The organism is Amycolatopsis sp. BJA-103, assembly GCF_002849735.1.
GTDB lineage: Bacteria > Actinomycetota > Actinomycetes > Mycobacteriales > Pseudonocardiaceae > Amycolatopsis.
On the sequence record NZ_CP017780.1, the window covers coordinates 6,267,225 to 6,282,985 of the forward strand.

Consider the following 15,761-nt stretch of genomic DNA (forward strand, 5'->3'; position numbering starts at 1 on the left):
GCGCAACCCCCGGACGCAATGAACGGGACTTTCCTTGCAAATTTTGCAAGGAAAGTCCCGTTCATTACACGCTTGGGTCCGTGAAAGGGACCGTCACACCACGCCGTCGGCCTCGGCGGCCTTCGCGACCGCGGCGGCCACCTCGGGCGCGACGCGCGGGTCCAGCGGGCTCGGGACGATGCGGTCCGGGCCGAGGTCGTCCTGCGCGACGGAGAAGATCGCGTCGGCCGCGGCCAGCTTCATGTTCTCGGTGATCGCCCGCGCGCCGGAGTCCAGCGCGCCGCGGAAGACGCCGGGGAACGCCAGCACGTTGTTGATCTGGTTCGGGAAGTCGCTGCGCCCGGTCGCCACGATCTTGGCGTACCGCGACGCCGCCGCCGGGTGGACCTCCGGGTCCGGGTTCGACAGCGCGAACACGATCGCGTCGTCGGACATGCCGGCCAGCAGGGTCTCGTCGATGGTCGCCCCGGACAGGCCCAGGAAGACGTCGGCGCCCTTCAGCGCCTCACCGAGGCCGCCGCGCAGGCCGCTCGTGTTCGTCGTTTCGGCCAGCTTCTGCTTGATCGGGTTCAGGCCCTCACGGCCTTCGTGGATGATGCCGCGCGAGTCGAGCACGGTGACGTCCGCGACGCCGGCGTTCTGCAGGATCCTGGCGCAGGCCACACCCGCCGCACCCGCTCCCGAGACGACCACGCGCTGGCCGGAGATGTCCTTGCCGAGGACCTGGTTCGCCCCGCGCAGCGCGGCCAGCGTGACGATCGCCGTGCCGTGCTGGTCGTCGTGCATGACCGGGCAGTCGAGGGCCTCCTTGAGGCGATCCTCCAGCTCGAAGCAGCGCGGCGCCGAGATGTCTTCCAGGTTCACCGCGCCGAACGACGGGCGCAGCCGGACCAGGGTCTCGATGATCTCGTCGACGTCGGTGGTGTCGAGCACCAGCGGGATGGAGTCGAGGCCTCCGAAGGTCTTGAACAGGACCGACTTGCCCTCCATGACCGGCAGCGACGCGCTCGCGCCGATGTCACCGAGGCCGAGCACCGCCGTACCGTCGCTGACCACCACGACCAGCCTGTCCGCCCACGTGTACCGCTTCGCCTTGGCCGCGTCCTCGGCGATGGCCAGGCTCACCTTCGCCACACCGGGCGTGTACGCGACCGAAAGGTCACGGGGCGAGGAGATCGGGCGCGTCGCGGCCACGGAGAGCTTGCCGCCCTCGTGTCCTTCGAAGATCTCGGCGTCGGTCACTGGCGTGGTCATCGTGGTTCCCGTCATTGCTTCCGCCGTGTCTAAGGACGGCGAAGTCTCGATTCGAGCGAAGGTCATCGGGTTTCTCCTGGGACTGCGAGCGGGGGAACTGGCCGGTGAGCAGGCCGAACAGGGCATGGCCCAGCCACCTGGGGTAACTCGTCCTCCGACACGGCAGCCCAGCGCGGTAGCGCCGGCCTGTCGGCGAAGCGTCCATTCGGCCATCGGTGCCGTGGGTGTGGCGACGGCCGCGGACGCAGCGGTCAGATCATTGTGACAGGCATACGGACCAGTGTGCCCCTCTGGTGCGGTTGATGTCACAAAGAGGCCCGGCTTTCCGCAGCTCAGGAGAGGTTTCCCAAGACGTCCGTCCGGCTTGGGAATGGCTCGTTAGCATTGAGGCCATGCAAGCCAGGCGCCTCAGCATCCCCGACTGTTTCGAATTCACCCCTCGCGTATTCCCCGATCACCGCGGTCTGTTCGTGGCGCCGTTCCAGGAGGAGGCGTTCGCCGAAGCGGTCGGACATCGGCTTCGCCTGGCACAGACCAACACCAGCGTTTCCCGGCGCGGCGCCGTCCGCGGCCTGCACTTCGCGGACACCCCGCCCGGGCAGGCGAAATACGTGTACTGCCCGAGCGGTTCGCTGCTGGACGTCATCGTCGACCTCCGCGTCGGCTCGCCCACCTTCGGCGAATGGACGTCCGTACTGCTCGACAGCGCCGAGTACAAAGCGGTCTACATCGCCGAAGGCCTCGGTCACGCTTTCATGGCGCTCGAAGACAAAACGGTGATGGCCTACCTCTGTTCCGAGCCGTACAACCCGGCCGGCGAACACGGTGTCAACCCGATGGACGCCGATCTCGCGCTGCCGTGGCCGCAGGATGTCGAGCCGGTGGTGTCCGAAAAGGACACCTCGGCGCCCTATCTGAAGGAAGCCTTGGAGCAGGGATTGCTGCCGAAGTACGACGAATGCGTCGCGTACTACGAAAAGCTGCGGGCCGAGGGCTGAGTCAGCGCGACAGGTCCTCCCGCAGCACCCGATCCACGTTCCGCTCCGCCAGCGCGGTGATCGTCACGAAGGGGTTCACCCCGGTGCTGCCCGGGATCAGCGACCCGTCGGTCACGTAGAGGTTCCGGTAGCCCTTGACCCGGCCGTACAGGTCGGTGGCCTTGCCCAGCACCAGTCCGCCCAGCGGGTGGTAGGTGAACCGGTTCTCGAACGACCGCGTGTCCCCGAACAGATCGCTCCGGTAGACCGTGCGGTTCGCCCGGTTGATCTTGTCGAACAAGGACTTCGCCGCGGCGATCGACGGCCGCCCCTGCGCGGCGCTCCACCGGAGTCGCGCGGAGTCGCTGGCGGCGTCGTAGGTGAAGTGGCCGCGTTCGGGGTTCTTCGTGATCGCCAGGTACAGGCTCAGCCACGTCTCGATCCCGGCGGGGACCGGCGCGACCTCGGCGAAGACCGGGTTCACCGGGTCGTCCCACGCGTCGATGCCGAGCGCGGGCATCCCCGACTGCAGCGAGCCGCCGAGGTCCCACGCGTGGTTGGCGCGGCCCAGCATCACGTTGCCGTTGGTGCCCCAGCCGCGGCCGACCTCGTCGTTCAGGTCGGGCAGCGTCCCGGTTTCCCTTGCCCGCACGAGCAATTCCGTCGAACCGAGGCTGCCGGCGCCGAGGAAGAGGTACTTCGCGCCGAGTTGTTTCCTCGCCACGACCGCGCCGTCCTCGGACGTTTCGTGCACGGTGAGGACGTACGTGCCGTCGGTCTGCCGGGTGATCCCGCGGACCTGGTGCAGTGTCTTGATGGTCACCTTCCCGGTGCCCAGCGCGGCCGCGAGGTAGGTCTTGTCGAGGGAACGCTTGCCGTGGTTGTTGCCGTAGATGACTTCCGAGGCGAGCGCCGACCGTGGCACCGTGCCCGCTTCCTCCCGCTTCATGTACTCGAAGTCGTAGACGCTGGGCACGAACACCGTCTTGAGCCCCGCCCGCGCCGCCGCTTTCCGGGAAACCCGCGCGTAGCGGTAGGAACGGCAGGTTTCGAACCAGTCCTGGTCGATGTGGTTCACCCCGAGCTCCTGGTTGGCCCGGGGGAAGTAGGTCCCGTACATCTCGTCCGCGTCGACGGCGGGCAGGATCTCCTCGAAGTACGACCGCTTCGGCGTCACGGCCATCGCCCCGTTGACCAGCGAACCGCCGCCGACGCCTCGTCCGACGTACACGGACATCTCACCGTGATTCACCCTGTCGAGGACACCGGGGTACCGCTTGATGTCCCGGTTGGCCAGGTCCAGCCAAAGGAACGACGCGAGCGGCGCCTGCGTGCGGTCCTTGAACCACATGGCCCGCCTGTCCGGCTTGAGCATGTCGCAGAAGACGTTGCCGTCAGGACCGGGCTCGTTCCACAGTTTGCCCATCTCCAGCATGACGGTGGGAATCCCGGCTTCGCCGAGGCGCAGCGCGGTGACCGCGGCGCCGTAGCCGGTGCCGACGACCACGGCCGTCGAGAAGCCCGGGGCCGTTTCTTCGGCCCGCGCGGTGGAAATCGTGGTGAGCCCGAGAGCGGCGGCGGAGTTGAGTGCGGTGAACCCGAGGAACCTGCGGCGCGACAATGGGGACATGGGCCGATGATCACCCGCTGCTCGCGGCGCCTTCAAGACCGAATCCGAAATGGATTCGCGTCAGCTGGGTAAACACCGTTAAGTTTCACTCGACCGTGGTGATTTCCGGGATCCCCTGGGGGTCTTCCCCGATGTGACCCAGACCGCGACGGACCACTCTTTCGAGTCATGAGACGCCTTCTCGCCGCGGCCGCGGCCGCACTCTCCGCCGCCGCCCTCGTCGTCCTGCCCGGCCACGCCTTCGCGGCGTCGTCCCCCTTGCCCGAGTTCGACTTCTCCGCCTGCCCCGCCCCGCCCGCCAACGCCGACCCCGGCACCTGGCGCTGCGAAGCCTTTGTCTCCCAAGGAGTCCTGACCATCGGCGACCGCGAGATCCCGCTCGGGGAAATGCGGCTGACGTTCTCCGAAGGCAAGGTGGACGGGAAGTTCGCGCAGGCGTTCGGCGAACTGCGTCACGCTCCCGCACGGATCAGCGGCACCTTCGGGGCGAGCATGCAGCTGAAGTACGGCGGCTACTCGGACTTCCTCTCGAACGACGAACGCCGCGGCGAACTGGACCTGTACGCGGCCCTGCGGCATCCGTTGCTGCCCAAGGGATGCACGATCGGCACGCTCGACGCGCCGCTCCACTCGGTGGTCAAGGACGATCCGGCGGTGCCCTTCGAGGTGATCTCGAAGAACCCGCAGACGGTGAAGTTCGGCGTCGTCGACACCCAGCTCGCCCTTCCTCGCACGACCGGCTGCGGACCCTTGACGCAAGTAGCCGACCACTTGCTCGGCCTGCCGTCGCCGAGCGGGTCGAACACCTTCAAGCAGGTGACCTACGTCCAGTTCAAGCCCCTCTGACTCCCGCGATTAGTCCTCTGGTCGCGGTAATTGCACGCGCAAGGACCGCAACCAGAGGACGAAACGCGGAGCGAGGTGGGCGCTTACTTCTTCTTGGTCACCCAGATGGTGATGGTCGCGGTCACGACGGGCTTGCCGTTCGTGTCCGTGATCGTCACCGGCACCGGGAGCTCGAATCCCTCGTCGCCGAATTCCGGCAGCTCGGGCAGTTCGGCGACGGCCCGCAGGCCGGTCTCGGCCTTCGCCACGTAGGAGACCGTCATCCCCTTGGGCAGCCAGCGATGCGTCGTCGGGACGGTCGCCTCGGCGAGCATGCCCATGGCGATCTCGGCGAGGTTGCACGCCGCGATCGCGTGAAAGGTCTTGATGTGGTTGTAAACACCCCACCACTTCGGGGACGTCACCTCGCACCGGCCGGGCCGCAGTTCGCGCACCGACGGGAGCACCGTCCGGAAGTACGGCACACGCAGGCACATCGCCGCCGAGAACAGCTGTTTGCCGACCGGCTTCCCGGCCAGCCGGTTCCACATCGCGTAGGTCGGATTCTGCGCCATCACGGTCTCCTCATCATGTTACTCACCAGTAGCATAACCGGACCGCAGGCTATATTCGCAACCGTGGCTAATCGGCTCTTCCTTCTCCGGCACGGTCAGACCGAGTGGTCCGTCAACGGACGGCACACCGGGCGCACCGACATCCCGCTCACGGCCGCGGGCGAAGGGCAGGCCCGCGCGGCGGGCAGCACCCTGCGCGCGGTGCTCGGCGGCAGCCCCGCCCTCGTCCTTTCCAGTCCCCGCACCCGCGCGCTGCGGACGGCCGAGCTGGCAGGCCTGCGCGTCGACGAGGTCACCGAAGAGCTGTCGGAATGGGATTACGGCGACTACGAGGGCATCACCACCCCGGTGATCCGCGAAACCGTTCCCGGCTGGACGGTCTGGTCGCATCCGATCCCCGGCGGCGAAAGCGCGGAAGACGTCAACGCCCGCGCGGACAAGCTGATCGACCGTGTCCGCGAGCCGCTCGGCAAGGGTGACGTGATCCTGGTCGGCCACGGGCACTTCAGCCGTGTCCTGGTCGCGCGCTGGGTCGGGCTGCCTTCGACGGCGGGCGTCCACTTCGGACTCGACCCGGCCGGCGTCGCGGTGCTCGGCGACGAACGCGGCGAGCCCCAGATCGAACACCTCAACCTGCTCCCCACCACCGAGGACTGAAATGGGCGACGACCGCATCCGGCGGATCCGCGAAGAAGACATCGACGCCGTGGTCCGGCTGGTCTACGACCTCGCCGAGTTCGAACGAGCGCCGGACGAATGCCACCTCACGCCTGAGCAGCTGCGCGTCGCGCTGTTCGGCGAGGCTCCGGGCCTGTTCGGGCACGTCGCCGAGGTCGACGGCGAGATCGTCGGCTACGCGCTGTGGTTCCTGAACTTCTCCACGTGGCGCGGCGTGCACGGTATCTACCTCGAGGACCTCTACGTCCGCCCCGAGCAGCGCGGCTCCGGCCTCGGCAAGGCACTGCTGGCCACGCTCGCGGCGGTCTGTGTCGAGCGCGGTTACGCCCGCCTCGAATGGTCGGTGCTGAACTGGAACCCGGCTCAGGGGTTCTACAAGTCACTCGGCGCGGTGCCGATGGACGAGTGGACCGTGGACCGGCTCACCGACGAGCCGCTGAAGGCGCTCGCCGCCCAGGCCTAGTTCCTGGCCAGGGCCGAGGCTCAGACCGCGTGGGCCGGGTTGGTCGTGAGTGGCGTTTCGGGTTCTGTCGAACGTGTCGTGTTCGGGCGAGATCCGTCTCCAATCACGCGAGTCACGCCCTCGCTCACCTTCGGTTCTGACACGACGTCACCTTCGACTCACCCCTCGATCAGGAGTCCCGCTCCTCGCGTTCGCGACGCGCCGCACGTCCCGCGGCGCCGTCGCGTTCGGCGGCTTCTTCCTCGGTCTCGCCTTCCCGCAGCCCGAGCGCCCACGCCCGCGACGGGCGGCGGAACAGCAGCACGATGACGGCGACGCCGATCAGGCCCAGCGGCACACCCCACAGCGGCTGCCCGGACGGCCCCGCGCCGTACCAGCCGACGCCGACCAGGATCAGCGCGACGACCACCCCGGGCGACCTCGCCCAGGTCTTCCCCAGCACCAGTCCGGCCGCGCAGGCCAGTGTTCCGGCGGCGAGGACGAGGTAATAGGCGACCTCGGCCAGCAGGTTCTCCGGTCCGGCCCGGCCGTTGACCAGGAGCAGGACCGCGAACACGATCAGGGCGAGCCCCGGCAGCGCGGTGACGACGCCGGCGAGGCGGACTTCACGGGGCGCGGGCGAGAACTTGTCGGCGATGGACACGGCGAAACAGCCTTCCAGGCTTTCGGACACGGCGCTCCACCAGGGCGGGTCACCGTACGTGAGCACTTTCGATCGTATGCCACCCGGTCGGCCGTTTTCGTCCGGCCGCCGACCGGAAAAAATGAAGGCGTCGTCGATGAGCGGGCGGTCGGCCCGGGTGCACTTGTCACGACGAGCAGGGGCCTGCTCCGGGTGTTTCGTGATGCCCGGAGCACTGAGCTTCGCGTCACCTGACGCTCCCCTCTTCGGGCGGACGTCACCTACCCTGCGGAAGTGCGTGCCATCCTCGTCGTGAATCCCCAGGCCACCTCGACCACCGCCGGTGGCCGTGACGTGCTGGCGCACGCACTGGCCAGCCAGGTCAAACTCGACGTGGTGGAAACCGACTACCGCGGCCACGCGATGGCCGTGGCGCGGTCCGCCGCCCGTGACGGGATCGACCTGGTGGTCGCCCACGGAGGCGACGGCACGGTCAATGAAGTGGTCAATGGTCTGCTCGCGGATTCCGACGGTGCTCCGGGCGACATCGGCGACGTCCCCATGCTCGGGGTCGTGCCGGGTGGTTCGGCGAACGTCTTCGCCCGCGCGCTGGGGATCGCGCACGATCCGGTGGAGGCGACGCACCAGCTCCTCAACGCCATCGAGAACGACCGAAGCCGCAAAGTCGGGCTGGGACTCGCGGACGGCCACTGGTTCACCTTCAACGCCGGAATGGGCTGGGACGCCGACGTCGTCGGCCGTGTGGCCAAGCGACGGGGCAAACAGACCACGGCGGGGCTCTACCTGAGGGCCGCGGTGGCGTCCCATCTGCGGCCTCCGCTCGGCCGTCCGGCCCTCACGGTCCGGATCCCGGGTGAAGAGCCCACCGAAGTGCTGACCGCTTTCGTGTCGAACACCGATCCATGGAGTTACCTGGGGGACCGTCCCGTCCACCTGAACCCGGGCAGCTCATTCGACACCGGATTGGGCCTTTTCGCGTTGAGCGGTCTGCGATTGCCCACCGTGTTCAAGCATGTACGGCAGGCATTGCTCACGAAGAGCGACCAACGCGGACGACGTCTCCTTCGTCACGATGACCTGCCGATGATCCGCATCGACGCTGCTGAACCGGTAAACTTCCAGGTGGACGGCGACCTCGTCGGCCAGCGGAAGCGAGTGGAGTTCTTCAGCGTTCCGGGTGCACTGACAGTAACCGTCTGAGCACCGGACCACTGATCGCCTGCGGCAAAGTGCAACCTGCCGCTCATCGACGCAGAACCTCCGCTCACCGCATCGGCCTTCCCTTCGGAGGGCCGTTTCGGAACGAAACCGCAGGTCAGAAGCGTCGCTCGGCCGGGTGAGCTGACTCACCGATCTTCAGAAAACCCTTGTCGAAACGGGTGCTTCGTGAAAGCATTCACAAGCACCCAAAAAAACGACCGCCATGACGACTATGGCGCGGAGTACCGCGCCGTTATGAAGGAGCTCAGAAACATGGACTGGCGCCATGACGCGGCCTGCCGAGACGAGGACCCCGAGCTGTTCTTCCCGGTGGGAACCAGCGGTCCTGCTCTGTCGCAGGTAACTCAGGCGAAATCCGTGTGCCACCGCTGCACCGTCGCTTCCGACTGCCTGGCCTGGGCTTTGGCCAGCGGGCAGGACGCAGGCGTCTGGGGCGGGATGAGCGAGGACGAGCGACGGGCCCTGAAGCGCCGTCGTACGCACATCGGCACGCGTACCTCTGCCTGAGTTTTAAGAAGACTCAGCACGCTTCATCGAAGTAACCAAAATCGAGTAGCACCCCAAGCTTCGGGAATCCCGCGGCGCAGTGGCTGTATGGCCCTGCGTTGCGAGGTGACACCTACCCGACTTGAGCTTAACAAGCGAGGCCAACACGCCCCCACGGGGGTCCGGCTTCACCGGACTTTCTCCAAGTCCTCCCGCGGAACCGTTACAGGGCCGGCGCCATCTTTCTCTTCGGGCGCCGGCCCTAAAACGTGTCCGGGTGAGACAGTCCACAAAGGACGATCAAAGAGGACTGTCCACTACGGCCACTCAGAGCCGGCGGGAAAGCGGGATCCGCAAAGCCGCTTCGGTGCCGGCCCGGCGACCGCCGGGTTCCTCTGCCTCCCCGCGAAGTCCGCGAAGGGACAGCGATCCGCGCAGTTCCGATTCCACCAGCGTCCGCACGATCTGCAGGCCGAGGCCGTCGCTGCGTTCCAGTGAAAAACCCGACGGCAATCCGCGCCCGTTGTCGCGGATGACGACGTCGAGCCAGCGGGCCGACCGCTCCACCTCGAGTTCGACCTTGCCCGGCCGTCCGCCGGGGAACGCGTGCTCGATGGCGTTCTGGACCAGTTCGGCCAGCACCATCACCAACGGCGTCGCGATCTCGGCGACGACGACGCCGAACGAGCCCTTGCGCGAAAGCCCGACCTGGGACTCGGCCGTCGCGACCTCGCCGACCATCGGGAGCACGTTGTCGAGCAGCTTGTCGAGATCGACCCGCTCGTCCACCGAGATGGACAGCGCCTCGTGCACCATCGCGATCGACGAGACCCGGCGCACGGACTCGCCGAGCGCGAGCCGCGCCTCCTCGCTGGAGGTCCGGCGCGACTGGAGCCGCAGCAGCGCGGCCACGGTCTGCAGGTTGTTCTTCACCCGGTGGTGGATCTCGCGGATGGTCGCGTCCTTCGAAAGGAGGGCGCGGTCACGGCGCTTCACCTCGGTGACGTCGCGCACCAGCACGAGCGCGCCGGCGGGCTGCCCCGCCGGGCGCAGCGGAAGCGCACGGAACAGCACGACGGCACCGCGGCGGGAGTCCGCCTCGGTCCGGCTGCTGGGCTTGCCGTCGAGCGCCTCGATGATCCGGTGCGACACCTCGGTCGCGTCGAACGGGTCACGGATGAGCGACCTGGTCAGCGGCGCGAGACGCTGGCCGACGAGGTCGGATTCGTGCCCCATCCGGTGGTAGGCCGACAGCCCGTTCGGGCTGGCGAAGACCACGGTGCCGGTCGGGTCGAGGCGGATCAGGCCGTCGCCGACGCGGGGGCTGGTGTGCGTGTCCGTCTGGTTCCCCGGGCTGGGGAAGGTGCCGTCGACGATCATCTGGCACAGGTCGCCGGCGCTGCCGAGATAGGCGATCTCGAGCGGGCTCGGCACCCGCGAGGCCGCCAGGTTGGTCTCGCGGCTGAGGACGGCGATCACCGTGCCGCCGAACACCACCGGGATGGCCTCGCGGCGCATCGGCAGGTCGCGGTACCAGTGCGGGTCCTCTTCGCGGCAGATCCGCACCTCGCGGCTCGCCTTGGCGAGCTGCGGATGCTCGTCCACGGTGAACCGGGAGCCGACGACGTCCTCGGGATGGGCCGTCGGCGCGGTCGTCGGGCGCGCGTGCGCGACGCAGACGTAGTCGCCGCCGTCGGGCTGGAGCTCCTCCGAGACGGCGACCCAGAGCAGGAAGTCGGCGAAGGACAGGTCGGCCAGCAGCTGCCATTCGGCGACCACGGTCTGGAGATGGTCCGCGGCTTCACCGGACATGCCGGTGTTCTCCGCGAGCAGATCGGAAAGGGTGGACACGTCCCCATCCAAGCAGGGTGAGGGCCGCATGACACACTGAACAGGTTGACCCTGGCCCAGCGGTGTCGTACCACCCCGCGAGGGCCACTCGGACGAGGAGTGAAACATGTCGAAGCGCGCCCGCAAGCGTCGCGACCGTAAGAAGAACGGCGCGAACCACGGCAAGAAGCCCAACTCCTGATCATCGATCAGACAGCGAAGGCCCCCGCACCGATCCGGTACGGGGGCCTTCGTGTGTCTTGAGCCGGGTTATTCGAAGGTCTGCTCGATCCGGACCTCGGTGCGCTCGATGGTGATCGCGCCCTTGGTCTGCACGGTCTGGCGGATCGAGGCCCGCAGCCGGGACTTCAGGTCGTCCGGCGCGTGGTCACCCCCGCACTTGCGGGCGAGCAGCTGCTTGATGTGCTCGTCGATGCCGTATTCCTCGAGGCACGGCGGGCAGTCTTCGATGTGCTTGCGCAGTGCCTCGTCGCGCTCGGCGCTGCACTCCTTGTCCAGCAGCAGGTAGATGTCGGCGAGGGCTTCCTCGCACTTGACCTTGTCGTCCGCGCCGGAGCAGTAGTCGTCGTTCATCGCCCCGCCACCTCCTGCCGGTTGCCCGCGCGGATGAAGCCCCGTTCGCGGGCGACGTCGGCGAGCAGGTCACGGAGCTGGGCGCGGCCGCGGTGCAGCCGGGACATCACGGTGCCGATGGGCGTGTCCATGATCTCGGCGATCTCCTTGTACGCGAAGCCTTCGACGTCGGCGAGGTAGACCGCGAGGCGGAACTCCTCGGGCAGCTTCTGCAGCGCTTCCTTGACGTCGGCGTCGGGCAGGTTGTCCATCGCCTCGACCTCGGCCGAGCGCAGCCCGCTGGAGGTGTGGCTCTCCGCCTTGGCGATCTGCCAGTCGGTGATCTCCTCGGTGGGCTGCTGCACCGGCTGGCGCTGACGCTTGCGATAGCCGTTGATGTAGGTGTTCGTGAGGATGCGGTACATCCACGCCTTGAGGTTCGTACCCGCCTTGAAGGACGCGAAGGCCGCGTACGCCTTCAAGTACGTCTCCTGGACGAGGTCCTCGGCGTCGGCGGGATTCCGGGTCATCCGCATGGCGGCCGAGTACAGCTGGTCGAGCAGGGGCATCGCGTCCCGCTCGAAGCGCTCGGCCCGCGCGGCCGCCTCTTCGGCGTCCGTGCCCGTGTCCGGCGCGGGATTCTGCGTGCTCGGCAAACCGTTCCCTTCTCGATCGGCGTCGATGCGCTTGTGCGCATGAGACGACATCGAGTTTACGCGCGGACGGATCACCTGGCCGCCCGGCGTGCGCGGGATCAGGATTCGGGGAGCTTCCAGTGTGGTGGGCACGTGCGTTCCAACAGTGTTGCCCGGTCGGGCATTCCCGGCGCCCTCGTAGACTCCGGCCATGGCAGGCAAGGGAACCCCGGCGACGGCGCTGCTGGCGAAGCAGAAAGTGCCGCATGTCCTGCACGCCTACGACCACGATCCGAGGGCCGAGTCGTACGGCCTCGAGGCCGTCGAGGCACTGGGGCTCGAACCCGCGCGGGTGTTCAAGACACTGGTCGCCGACGTCGACGGGAAGCTGACCGTCGGCGTGGTCCCGGTCACCGGCCAGCTGGATCTGAAGGCCCTCGCCGCCGCCTCGGGCGGGAAGAAGGCGAAGATGGCCGACCCCGCGGCCGCTCAGCGCGCGACGGGGTACGTGCTCGGCGGGATCTCGCCGCTCGGGCACCGGAGCCGGCTCCCGGTGGTGATCGACACTTCGGCGGAGAAGTTCGAGACCGTGCACTGCTCGGCGGGGCGTCGCGGTCTGGAGGTCGAGCTCGCTCCGGGCGATCTGGTGCGCCTCACCGGGGCCACCGTCGCCCCCATCGCAGGCTGACCGCGGAGGCACTGGCCCAGATCGTCACCCAAGCCCCTGATCCCACACCCTCCCAGCCCCTCGCAAGTAGGTGACCGGTTGCGGTCCTTGCACACGCAAGGACCGCAACTAGAGGACGAAACGCGGGGTGGGGATTCACCCTCGCGGGGGAAGCGCCTCGGTCCCTGGCGGGAAGATCACCGGCTCCACCTGCGGAATCGTCGTCGGCAAGCGAACGACGATCCCTGGGGAGCGACACCATGACCAAGACCGTGCCCGACGTGCCGAGGTGGGCGAACCTCGCCGCCCACGCCACGCTGCTGGCGACCCTGCCGTCCGGGCTGTGGCGGATCGCGATGGGCCTCGGCGTGCCGGTCGGGTTCACCGCGCAAGGGCTGACGGAATTCGGCATCCCCGGCTGGGGCACGGCCTACGTCTTCGGGCTGAGCCTCCTCGCCGAGGCACTCGCCTTCCTCACCCTCGGGCTCGTCCGGCCGTGGGGTGAGGTGTGGCCGCGCTGGATACCGGGGCTGCGGGGCAGGCGGATCCCGCCGCTCGCCGCGATCGTCCCGGCCGCCGCGGGCGCGATCGCCCTGACCCTGCTGAGCCTCCAGGCGTTGTCCGGCTGGAACGAGGCCGGGTCGTCGATGGCGCGGGGCAGCTGGGAGGACTCGCCGGTCTACGGCGTCGTCATGGCCGTCTGTTACGCGCCGCTGCTGCTCTGGGGTCCGCTGCTGGCCGCGGTCACCGTGCACTACGCCCGGCGGCGGTTCTCAGGCGAGCGGCCTCAGCACACGCTCGAGCCACTCGGAAGCCGCGCGTGACACGCCGTCGAGGTCGGCGCTGAGGTTGTGGTCACCCTTGAGCACCACGATCTCGTGATGCGGGCCCGCCTTGGGCAAGCCGAACGGGTCCCGCTCGCCCTGGACGACCAGGGTCGGGACCTCGACGGCGTCCAATTCACCCTGGCGGGTCTTCTCCGGCTTCCCCGGCGGATGTTCGGGGAAGGCCAGGCAGAGCACCGCCACCGCCTGCCCCACGGCGGCGGTCCGGCAGGCGACGCGGGCCCCGGAGGACCGGCCGCCGAACACGAGCGGGAGATCGTCGAACCGCTCGGAGATCTCGTCGGCCACGGTGAGCCAAGCGGTGTCGAGCTGGGTGGCGGGCGCGGGAGCCCGGCGGCCCGCCACCCGGTACGGCTGCTCGACGAGCGCGACGTGGACGCCGGCCGCCTGCGCCGCCCGCGTGACCGCGACCAGATCCTTAGCCCCGATCCCGCCGCCCGCGCCGTGGCCGAGCATCAGCACCGCGACACCCTCCTCGGCGCAGTGCAACTCGGCCCGCGCGGGGCCGTAGGCGGTGTCGATCTCCAGTTTCGTCATGAGCTCGGCAGGTCGAAGAGCGCGCTGTCGGCGGCGGGTTCGACCCGGTCCAGCAGCTCCGGGCCGTTGTTGCGGACGTTGTTGACCAGGCTGGACACCGGCCGCAGCTCGATCGTGTCGACCAGCTCCGCCGAGGGCGGGACGAGCAGGTCGGTGACGTCGGGCAGGTCGGGGTCGAGCCAGGTGTCCCACTTCTCGCGCGGCATCAGCAGCGGCATGCGGTGGTGGATGTCGGCGAGCCTGCCGACCGAGTCCGTGGTGATCACGGAGAAGGTGATCAGCGGGTCGGCGTCCCGGTCGTCCTTCGGCCGCCAGGTCTCCCAGATCCCGGCGAACGCCAGCGATCCGTCACCGGGGCCGGTCATGAAGAAGGGCTGCTTCTCCTTGCCGTCGCGCCGCCACTCGTACCAGCCGTCGGCGGGGACGAGGCAGCGCCGCGCGGAGACCGCCTTCTTGAAGGACGGCTTCTCCTTGGCCGTCTCGGCACGCGTGTTGATCATCTTCGAGCCCACTCCGGGGTCCTTCGCCCAGAACGGGACCAGGCCCCAGCGCATCATCCGCAGCGACCGGACGGGCGGCTCGTCTTCGAGCACCGCGCCGTCGGCGTCACGCGGATGCCGCTGCACCACCGTCGGGACGTCCTTGGTCGGCGCCACGTTGTGATCGGTCCGGATCCGGCCCTCGGTCAGGTCCACCGCGGCGAATTCGTCGATCAGCGCCGCGGGGTCCTTGGTGGCGGCATAACGCCCGCACATGCGAAAACCTCCCTAATCGACAGTCATCGTTACACGCCGGGCAGACGATGGCGAGCAGCATGGGATCATTGTTCCGCGGTGTTCGAAGAGCAGGAGGCGGTTTGGCTGGCAAGGACTGGCGCAAGCTGGACGAATCCGATGTGCGGATCCGTCCCGGCAAGGGCACCAGGCCGCGCAGCAAACGTCGTCCCGAGCACGCCGACGCCTCCACGGCGATGGTCATCGGGAAGGACCGCGGGCGCTGGACCTGCGCGATCGACTCGGATCCGGAGCGCGTCGTCACCGCGATGCGCGCCAGGGAGATGGGCCGGGTCTCGGTGGTCGTCGGCGACACCGTCGGCATCGTCGGCGACGTGAGCGGCAAGCCCGACACCCTCGCCCGGATCATCCGGGTGGATGAACGCTCCAGCGTGCTCCGCCGGACCGCGGACGACACCGATCCGTTCGAACGGGTGGTCGTCGCCAACGCCGAGCAACTGCTGATCGTGACCGCGCTGGCCGATCCCCAGCCGCGCACGGGCTTCATCGACCGATGTCTCGTCGCCTGCTACGCGGGCGGCCTCAAGCCGGTCCTCTGCCTGACGAAGGCCGACCTCGCGAGCCCGGACGAGCTCCTCGCCGGTTACGCGGGCCTCGACATCCCCGCCGTGGTCACGCGACACGACGAGTTCCCGGACGAACTGGTCGGACGGCTCAAGGACCGGGTCACCGCGCTGGTCGGGCATTCGGGGGTCGGGAAGTCCACCCTGGTCAACCGGCTGGTGCCGGACGCCGGGCTGGCGACCGGCGTGGTCAGCGCGGTCGGCAAGGGCAGGCACACGTCCGTCGCGGCCGTCGCGCTCTCGCTGCCCGGCGGCGGCTGGGTGGTCGACACCCCGGGCATCCGCTCGTTCGGTCTCGCGCACGTGACCGCCGACGACATCGTGCTCGCGTTCGAGGAGTTCGCCGCGGCGGCCGAGGAGTGTCCCTCCGGCTGCGGTCACCTCGGGCCGCCCTCGGATCCGGACTGCGCGCTCGACGACGTGGTCACCGAGGGTCACGCAAGTATGGACCGTTTGGAGTCTTTGCGTCGCCTTTTGGGCTCCCGAGCTGGACATGACGACGATCGGTAACTAATTTCGCCCGCGCGCGATAACCCGTTCGGATTAGATCAACTTTTCTGAGGGG

19 protein-coding genes are annotated in these 15,761 nt (G+C 68.5%); 10 read left to right on the plus strand and 9 right to left on the minus strand.

All coding sequences use genetic code 11. The features are described from left to right. Positions 1 to 93: 93 nt before the first annotated feature. Positions 94 to 1,269, minus strand: a complete 1,176-nt coding sequence (locus BKN51_RS27550; protein WP_101610396.1) for an NAD(P)-dependent malic enzyme — start codon at positions 1,267 to 1,269, stop codon at positions 94 to 96. 377 nt (positions 1,270 to 1,646) lie between these two features. Here BKN51_RS27550 and rfbC point away from each other — a divergent pair, with 377 nt between their 5' ends. After that, entirely contained in the window at positions 1,647 to 2,252 is a 606-nt protein-coding gene (gene rfbC, locus BKN51_RS27555) for a dTDP-4-dehydrorhamnose 3,5-epimerase (protein WP_101610397.1), read from the plus strand. A gap of 1 nt (position 2,253) precedes the next feature. On the opposite strand, the gene BKN51_RS27560 is transcribed toward rfbC, so the two are convergent. Beyond that, the gene (locus BKN51_RS27560; RefSeq protein ID WP_101610398.1) at positions 2,254 to 3,861 is read right to left on the minus strand and encodes a GMC oxidoreductase; all 1,608 of its coding nucleotides are present in this window, start codon (positions 3,859 to 3,861) and stop codon (positions 2,254 to 2,256) included. Between the two features lie 168 nt (positions 3,862 to 4,029). Here BKN51_RS27560 and BKN51_RS27565 point away from each other — a divergent pair, with 168 nt between their 5' ends. Next, entirely contained in the window at positions 4,030 to 4,707 is a 678-nt protein-coding gene (locus BKN51_RS27565) for a hypothetical protein (protein WP_101610399.1), read from the plus strand. 83 nt (positions 4,708 to 4,790) lie between these two features. Here the strand turns inward: BKN51_RS27565 and BKN51_RS27570 are convergent, their stop codons facing one another. Continuing rightward, entirely contained in the window at positions 4,791 to 5,261 is a 471-nt protein-coding gene (locus tag BKN51_RS27570; RefSeq protein WP_101610400.1) for a hotdog fold domain-containing protein, read from the minus strand. A 63-nt stretch (positions 5,262 to 5,324) separates the two neighbouring features. Between BKN51_RS27570 and BKN51_RS27575 the strand changes: the two genes are divergently transcribed. Together BKN51_RS27575 and BKN51_RS27580 are read left to right on the plus strand one after the other, a co-directional pair. Next, a complete protein-coding gene (locus BKN51_RS27575; protein WP_101610401.1) occupies positions 5,325 to 5,918 on the plus strand; it encodes an acid phosphatase in 594 nt (197 codons plus the stop codon). Position 5,919: 1 nt separating this feature from the next. Continuing rightward, complete coding sequence (locus tag BKN51_RS27580) at positions 5,920 to 6,402, plus strand: GNAT family N-acetyltransferase (RefSeq protein WP_101610402.1); 483 nt, start codon at positions 5,920 to 5,922, stop codon at positions 6,400 to 6,402. Between the two features lie 169 nt (positions 6,403 to 6,571). On the opposite strand, the gene BKN51_RS27585 is transcribed toward BKN51_RS27580, so the two are convergent. Then, positions 6,572 to 7,075: a hypothetical protein gene (locus tag BKN51_RS27585; protein WP_233222970.1), complete on the minus strand. Its 504-nt coding sequence runs from the start codon at positions 7,073 to 7,075 to the stop codon at positions 6,572 to 6,574. Between the two features lie 243 nt (positions 7,076 to 7,318). On the opposite strand from BKN51_RS27585, the gene BKN51_RS27590 reads away from it, so the two are divergent. Both BKN51_RS27590 and BKN51_RS27595 read left to right on the plus strand, forming a co-directional pair. Next, positions 7,319 to 8,245 (plus strand): diacylglycerol/lipid kinase family protein, encoded by a 927-nt coding sequence (locus BKN51_RS27590; RefSeq protein ID WP_101610404.1) that lies wholly within the window; start codon positions 7,319 to 7,321, stop codon positions 8,243 to 8,245. Between the two features lie 273 nt (positions 8,246 to 8,518). After that, complete coding sequence (locus tag BKN51_RS27595) at positions 8,519 to 8,773, plus strand: WhiB family transcriptional regulator (RefSeq protein WP_026466945.1); 255 nt, start codon at positions 8,519 to 8,521, stop codon at positions 8,771 to 8,773. A gap of 306 nt (positions 8,774 to 9,079) precedes the next feature. Here BKN51_RS27595 and BKN51_RS27600 read toward each other — a convergent pair whose 3' ends face one another. Beyond that, on the minus strand, positions 9,080 to 10,603 hold the full coding sequence (locus tag BKN51_RS27600) for a sensor histidine kinase (protein WP_101610406.1): 1,524 nt from the start codon (positions 10,601 to 10,603) through the stop codon (positions 9,080 to 9,082). A gap of 106 nt (positions 10,604 to 10,709) precedes the next feature. Here BKN51_RS27600 and BKN51_RS45010 point away from each other — a divergent pair, with 106 nt between their 5' ends. Beyond that, the gene (locus BKN51_RS45010; protein WP_369299112.1) at positions 10,710 to 10,784 is read left to right on the plus strand and encodes a 50S ribosomal protein bL37; all 75 of its coding nucleotides are present in this window, start codon (positions 10,710 to 10,712) and stop codon (positions 10,782 to 10,784) included. A 68-nt stretch (positions 10,785 to 10,852) separates the two neighbouring features. On the opposite strand, the gene rsrA is transcribed toward BKN51_RS45010, so the two are convergent. Further along, entirely contained in the window at positions 10,853 to 11,176 is a 324-nt protein-coding gene (gene rsrA / locus BKN51_RS27605) for a mycothiol system anti-sigma-R factor (protein WP_101610408.1), read from the minus strand. Further along, positions 11,173 to 11,811, minus strand: coding sequence for a sigma-70 family RNA polymerase sigma factor (locus tag BKN51_RS27610; RefSeq protein ID WP_101613491.1), 639 nt, complete (start codon positions 11,809 to 11,811; stop codon positions 11,173 to 11,175). Before BKN51_RS27610 ends, rsrA begins: the two co-directional genes overlap by 4 nt. 190 nt (positions 11,812 to 12,001) lie before the next feature. Here BKN51_RS27610 and ybaK point away from each other — a divergent pair, with 190 nt between their 5' ends. After that, on the plus strand, positions 12,002 to 12,478 hold the full coding sequence (gene ybaK, locus BKN51_RS27615) for a Cys-tRNA(Pro) deacylase (RefSeq protein WP_101610409.1): 477 nt from the start codon (positions 12,002 to 12,004) through the stop codon (positions 12,476 to 12,478). 239 nt (positions 12,479 to 12,717) lie between these two features. After that, positions 12,718 to 13,281, plus strand: a complete 564-nt coding sequence (locus tag BKN51_RS27620) for a hypothetical protein (protein ID WP_101610410.1) — start codon at positions 12,718 to 12,720, stop codon at positions 13,279 to 13,281. Here the strand turns inward: BKN51_RS27620 and BKN51_RS27625 are convergent. Continuing rightward, a complete protein-coding gene (locus tag BKN51_RS27625; protein WP_101610412.1) occupies positions 13,231 to 13,839 on the minus strand; it encodes an alpha/beta hydrolase family protein in 609 nt (202 codons plus the stop codon). The two genes, BKN51_RS27620 and BKN51_RS27625, sit on opposite strands and share 51 nt — an antisense overlap. Further along, positions 13,836 to 14,594 carry an SOS response-associated peptidase gene (locus tag BKN51_RS27630; RefSeq protein WP_101610413.1) on the minus strand — a complete coding sequence of 253 codons (759 nt, stop codon included), beginning with the start codon at positions 14,592 to 14,594 and terminating at the stop codon, positions 13,836 to 13,838. The genes BKN51_RS27625 and BKN51_RS27630 overlap by 4 nt, the downstream gene beginning before the upstream one ends. Positions 14,595 to 14,695: 101 nt before the next feature. Between BKN51_RS27630 and rsgA the strand changes: the two genes are divergently transcribed. Beyond that, on the plus strand, positions 14,696 to 15,706 hold the full coding sequence (gene rsgA, locus BKN51_RS27635; RefSeq protein ID WP_101610414.1) for a ribosome small subunit-dependent GTPase A: 1,011 nt from the start codon (positions 14,696 to 14,698) through the stop codon (positions 15,704 to 15,706). Positions 15,707 to 15,761: the final 55 nt, after the last annotated feature.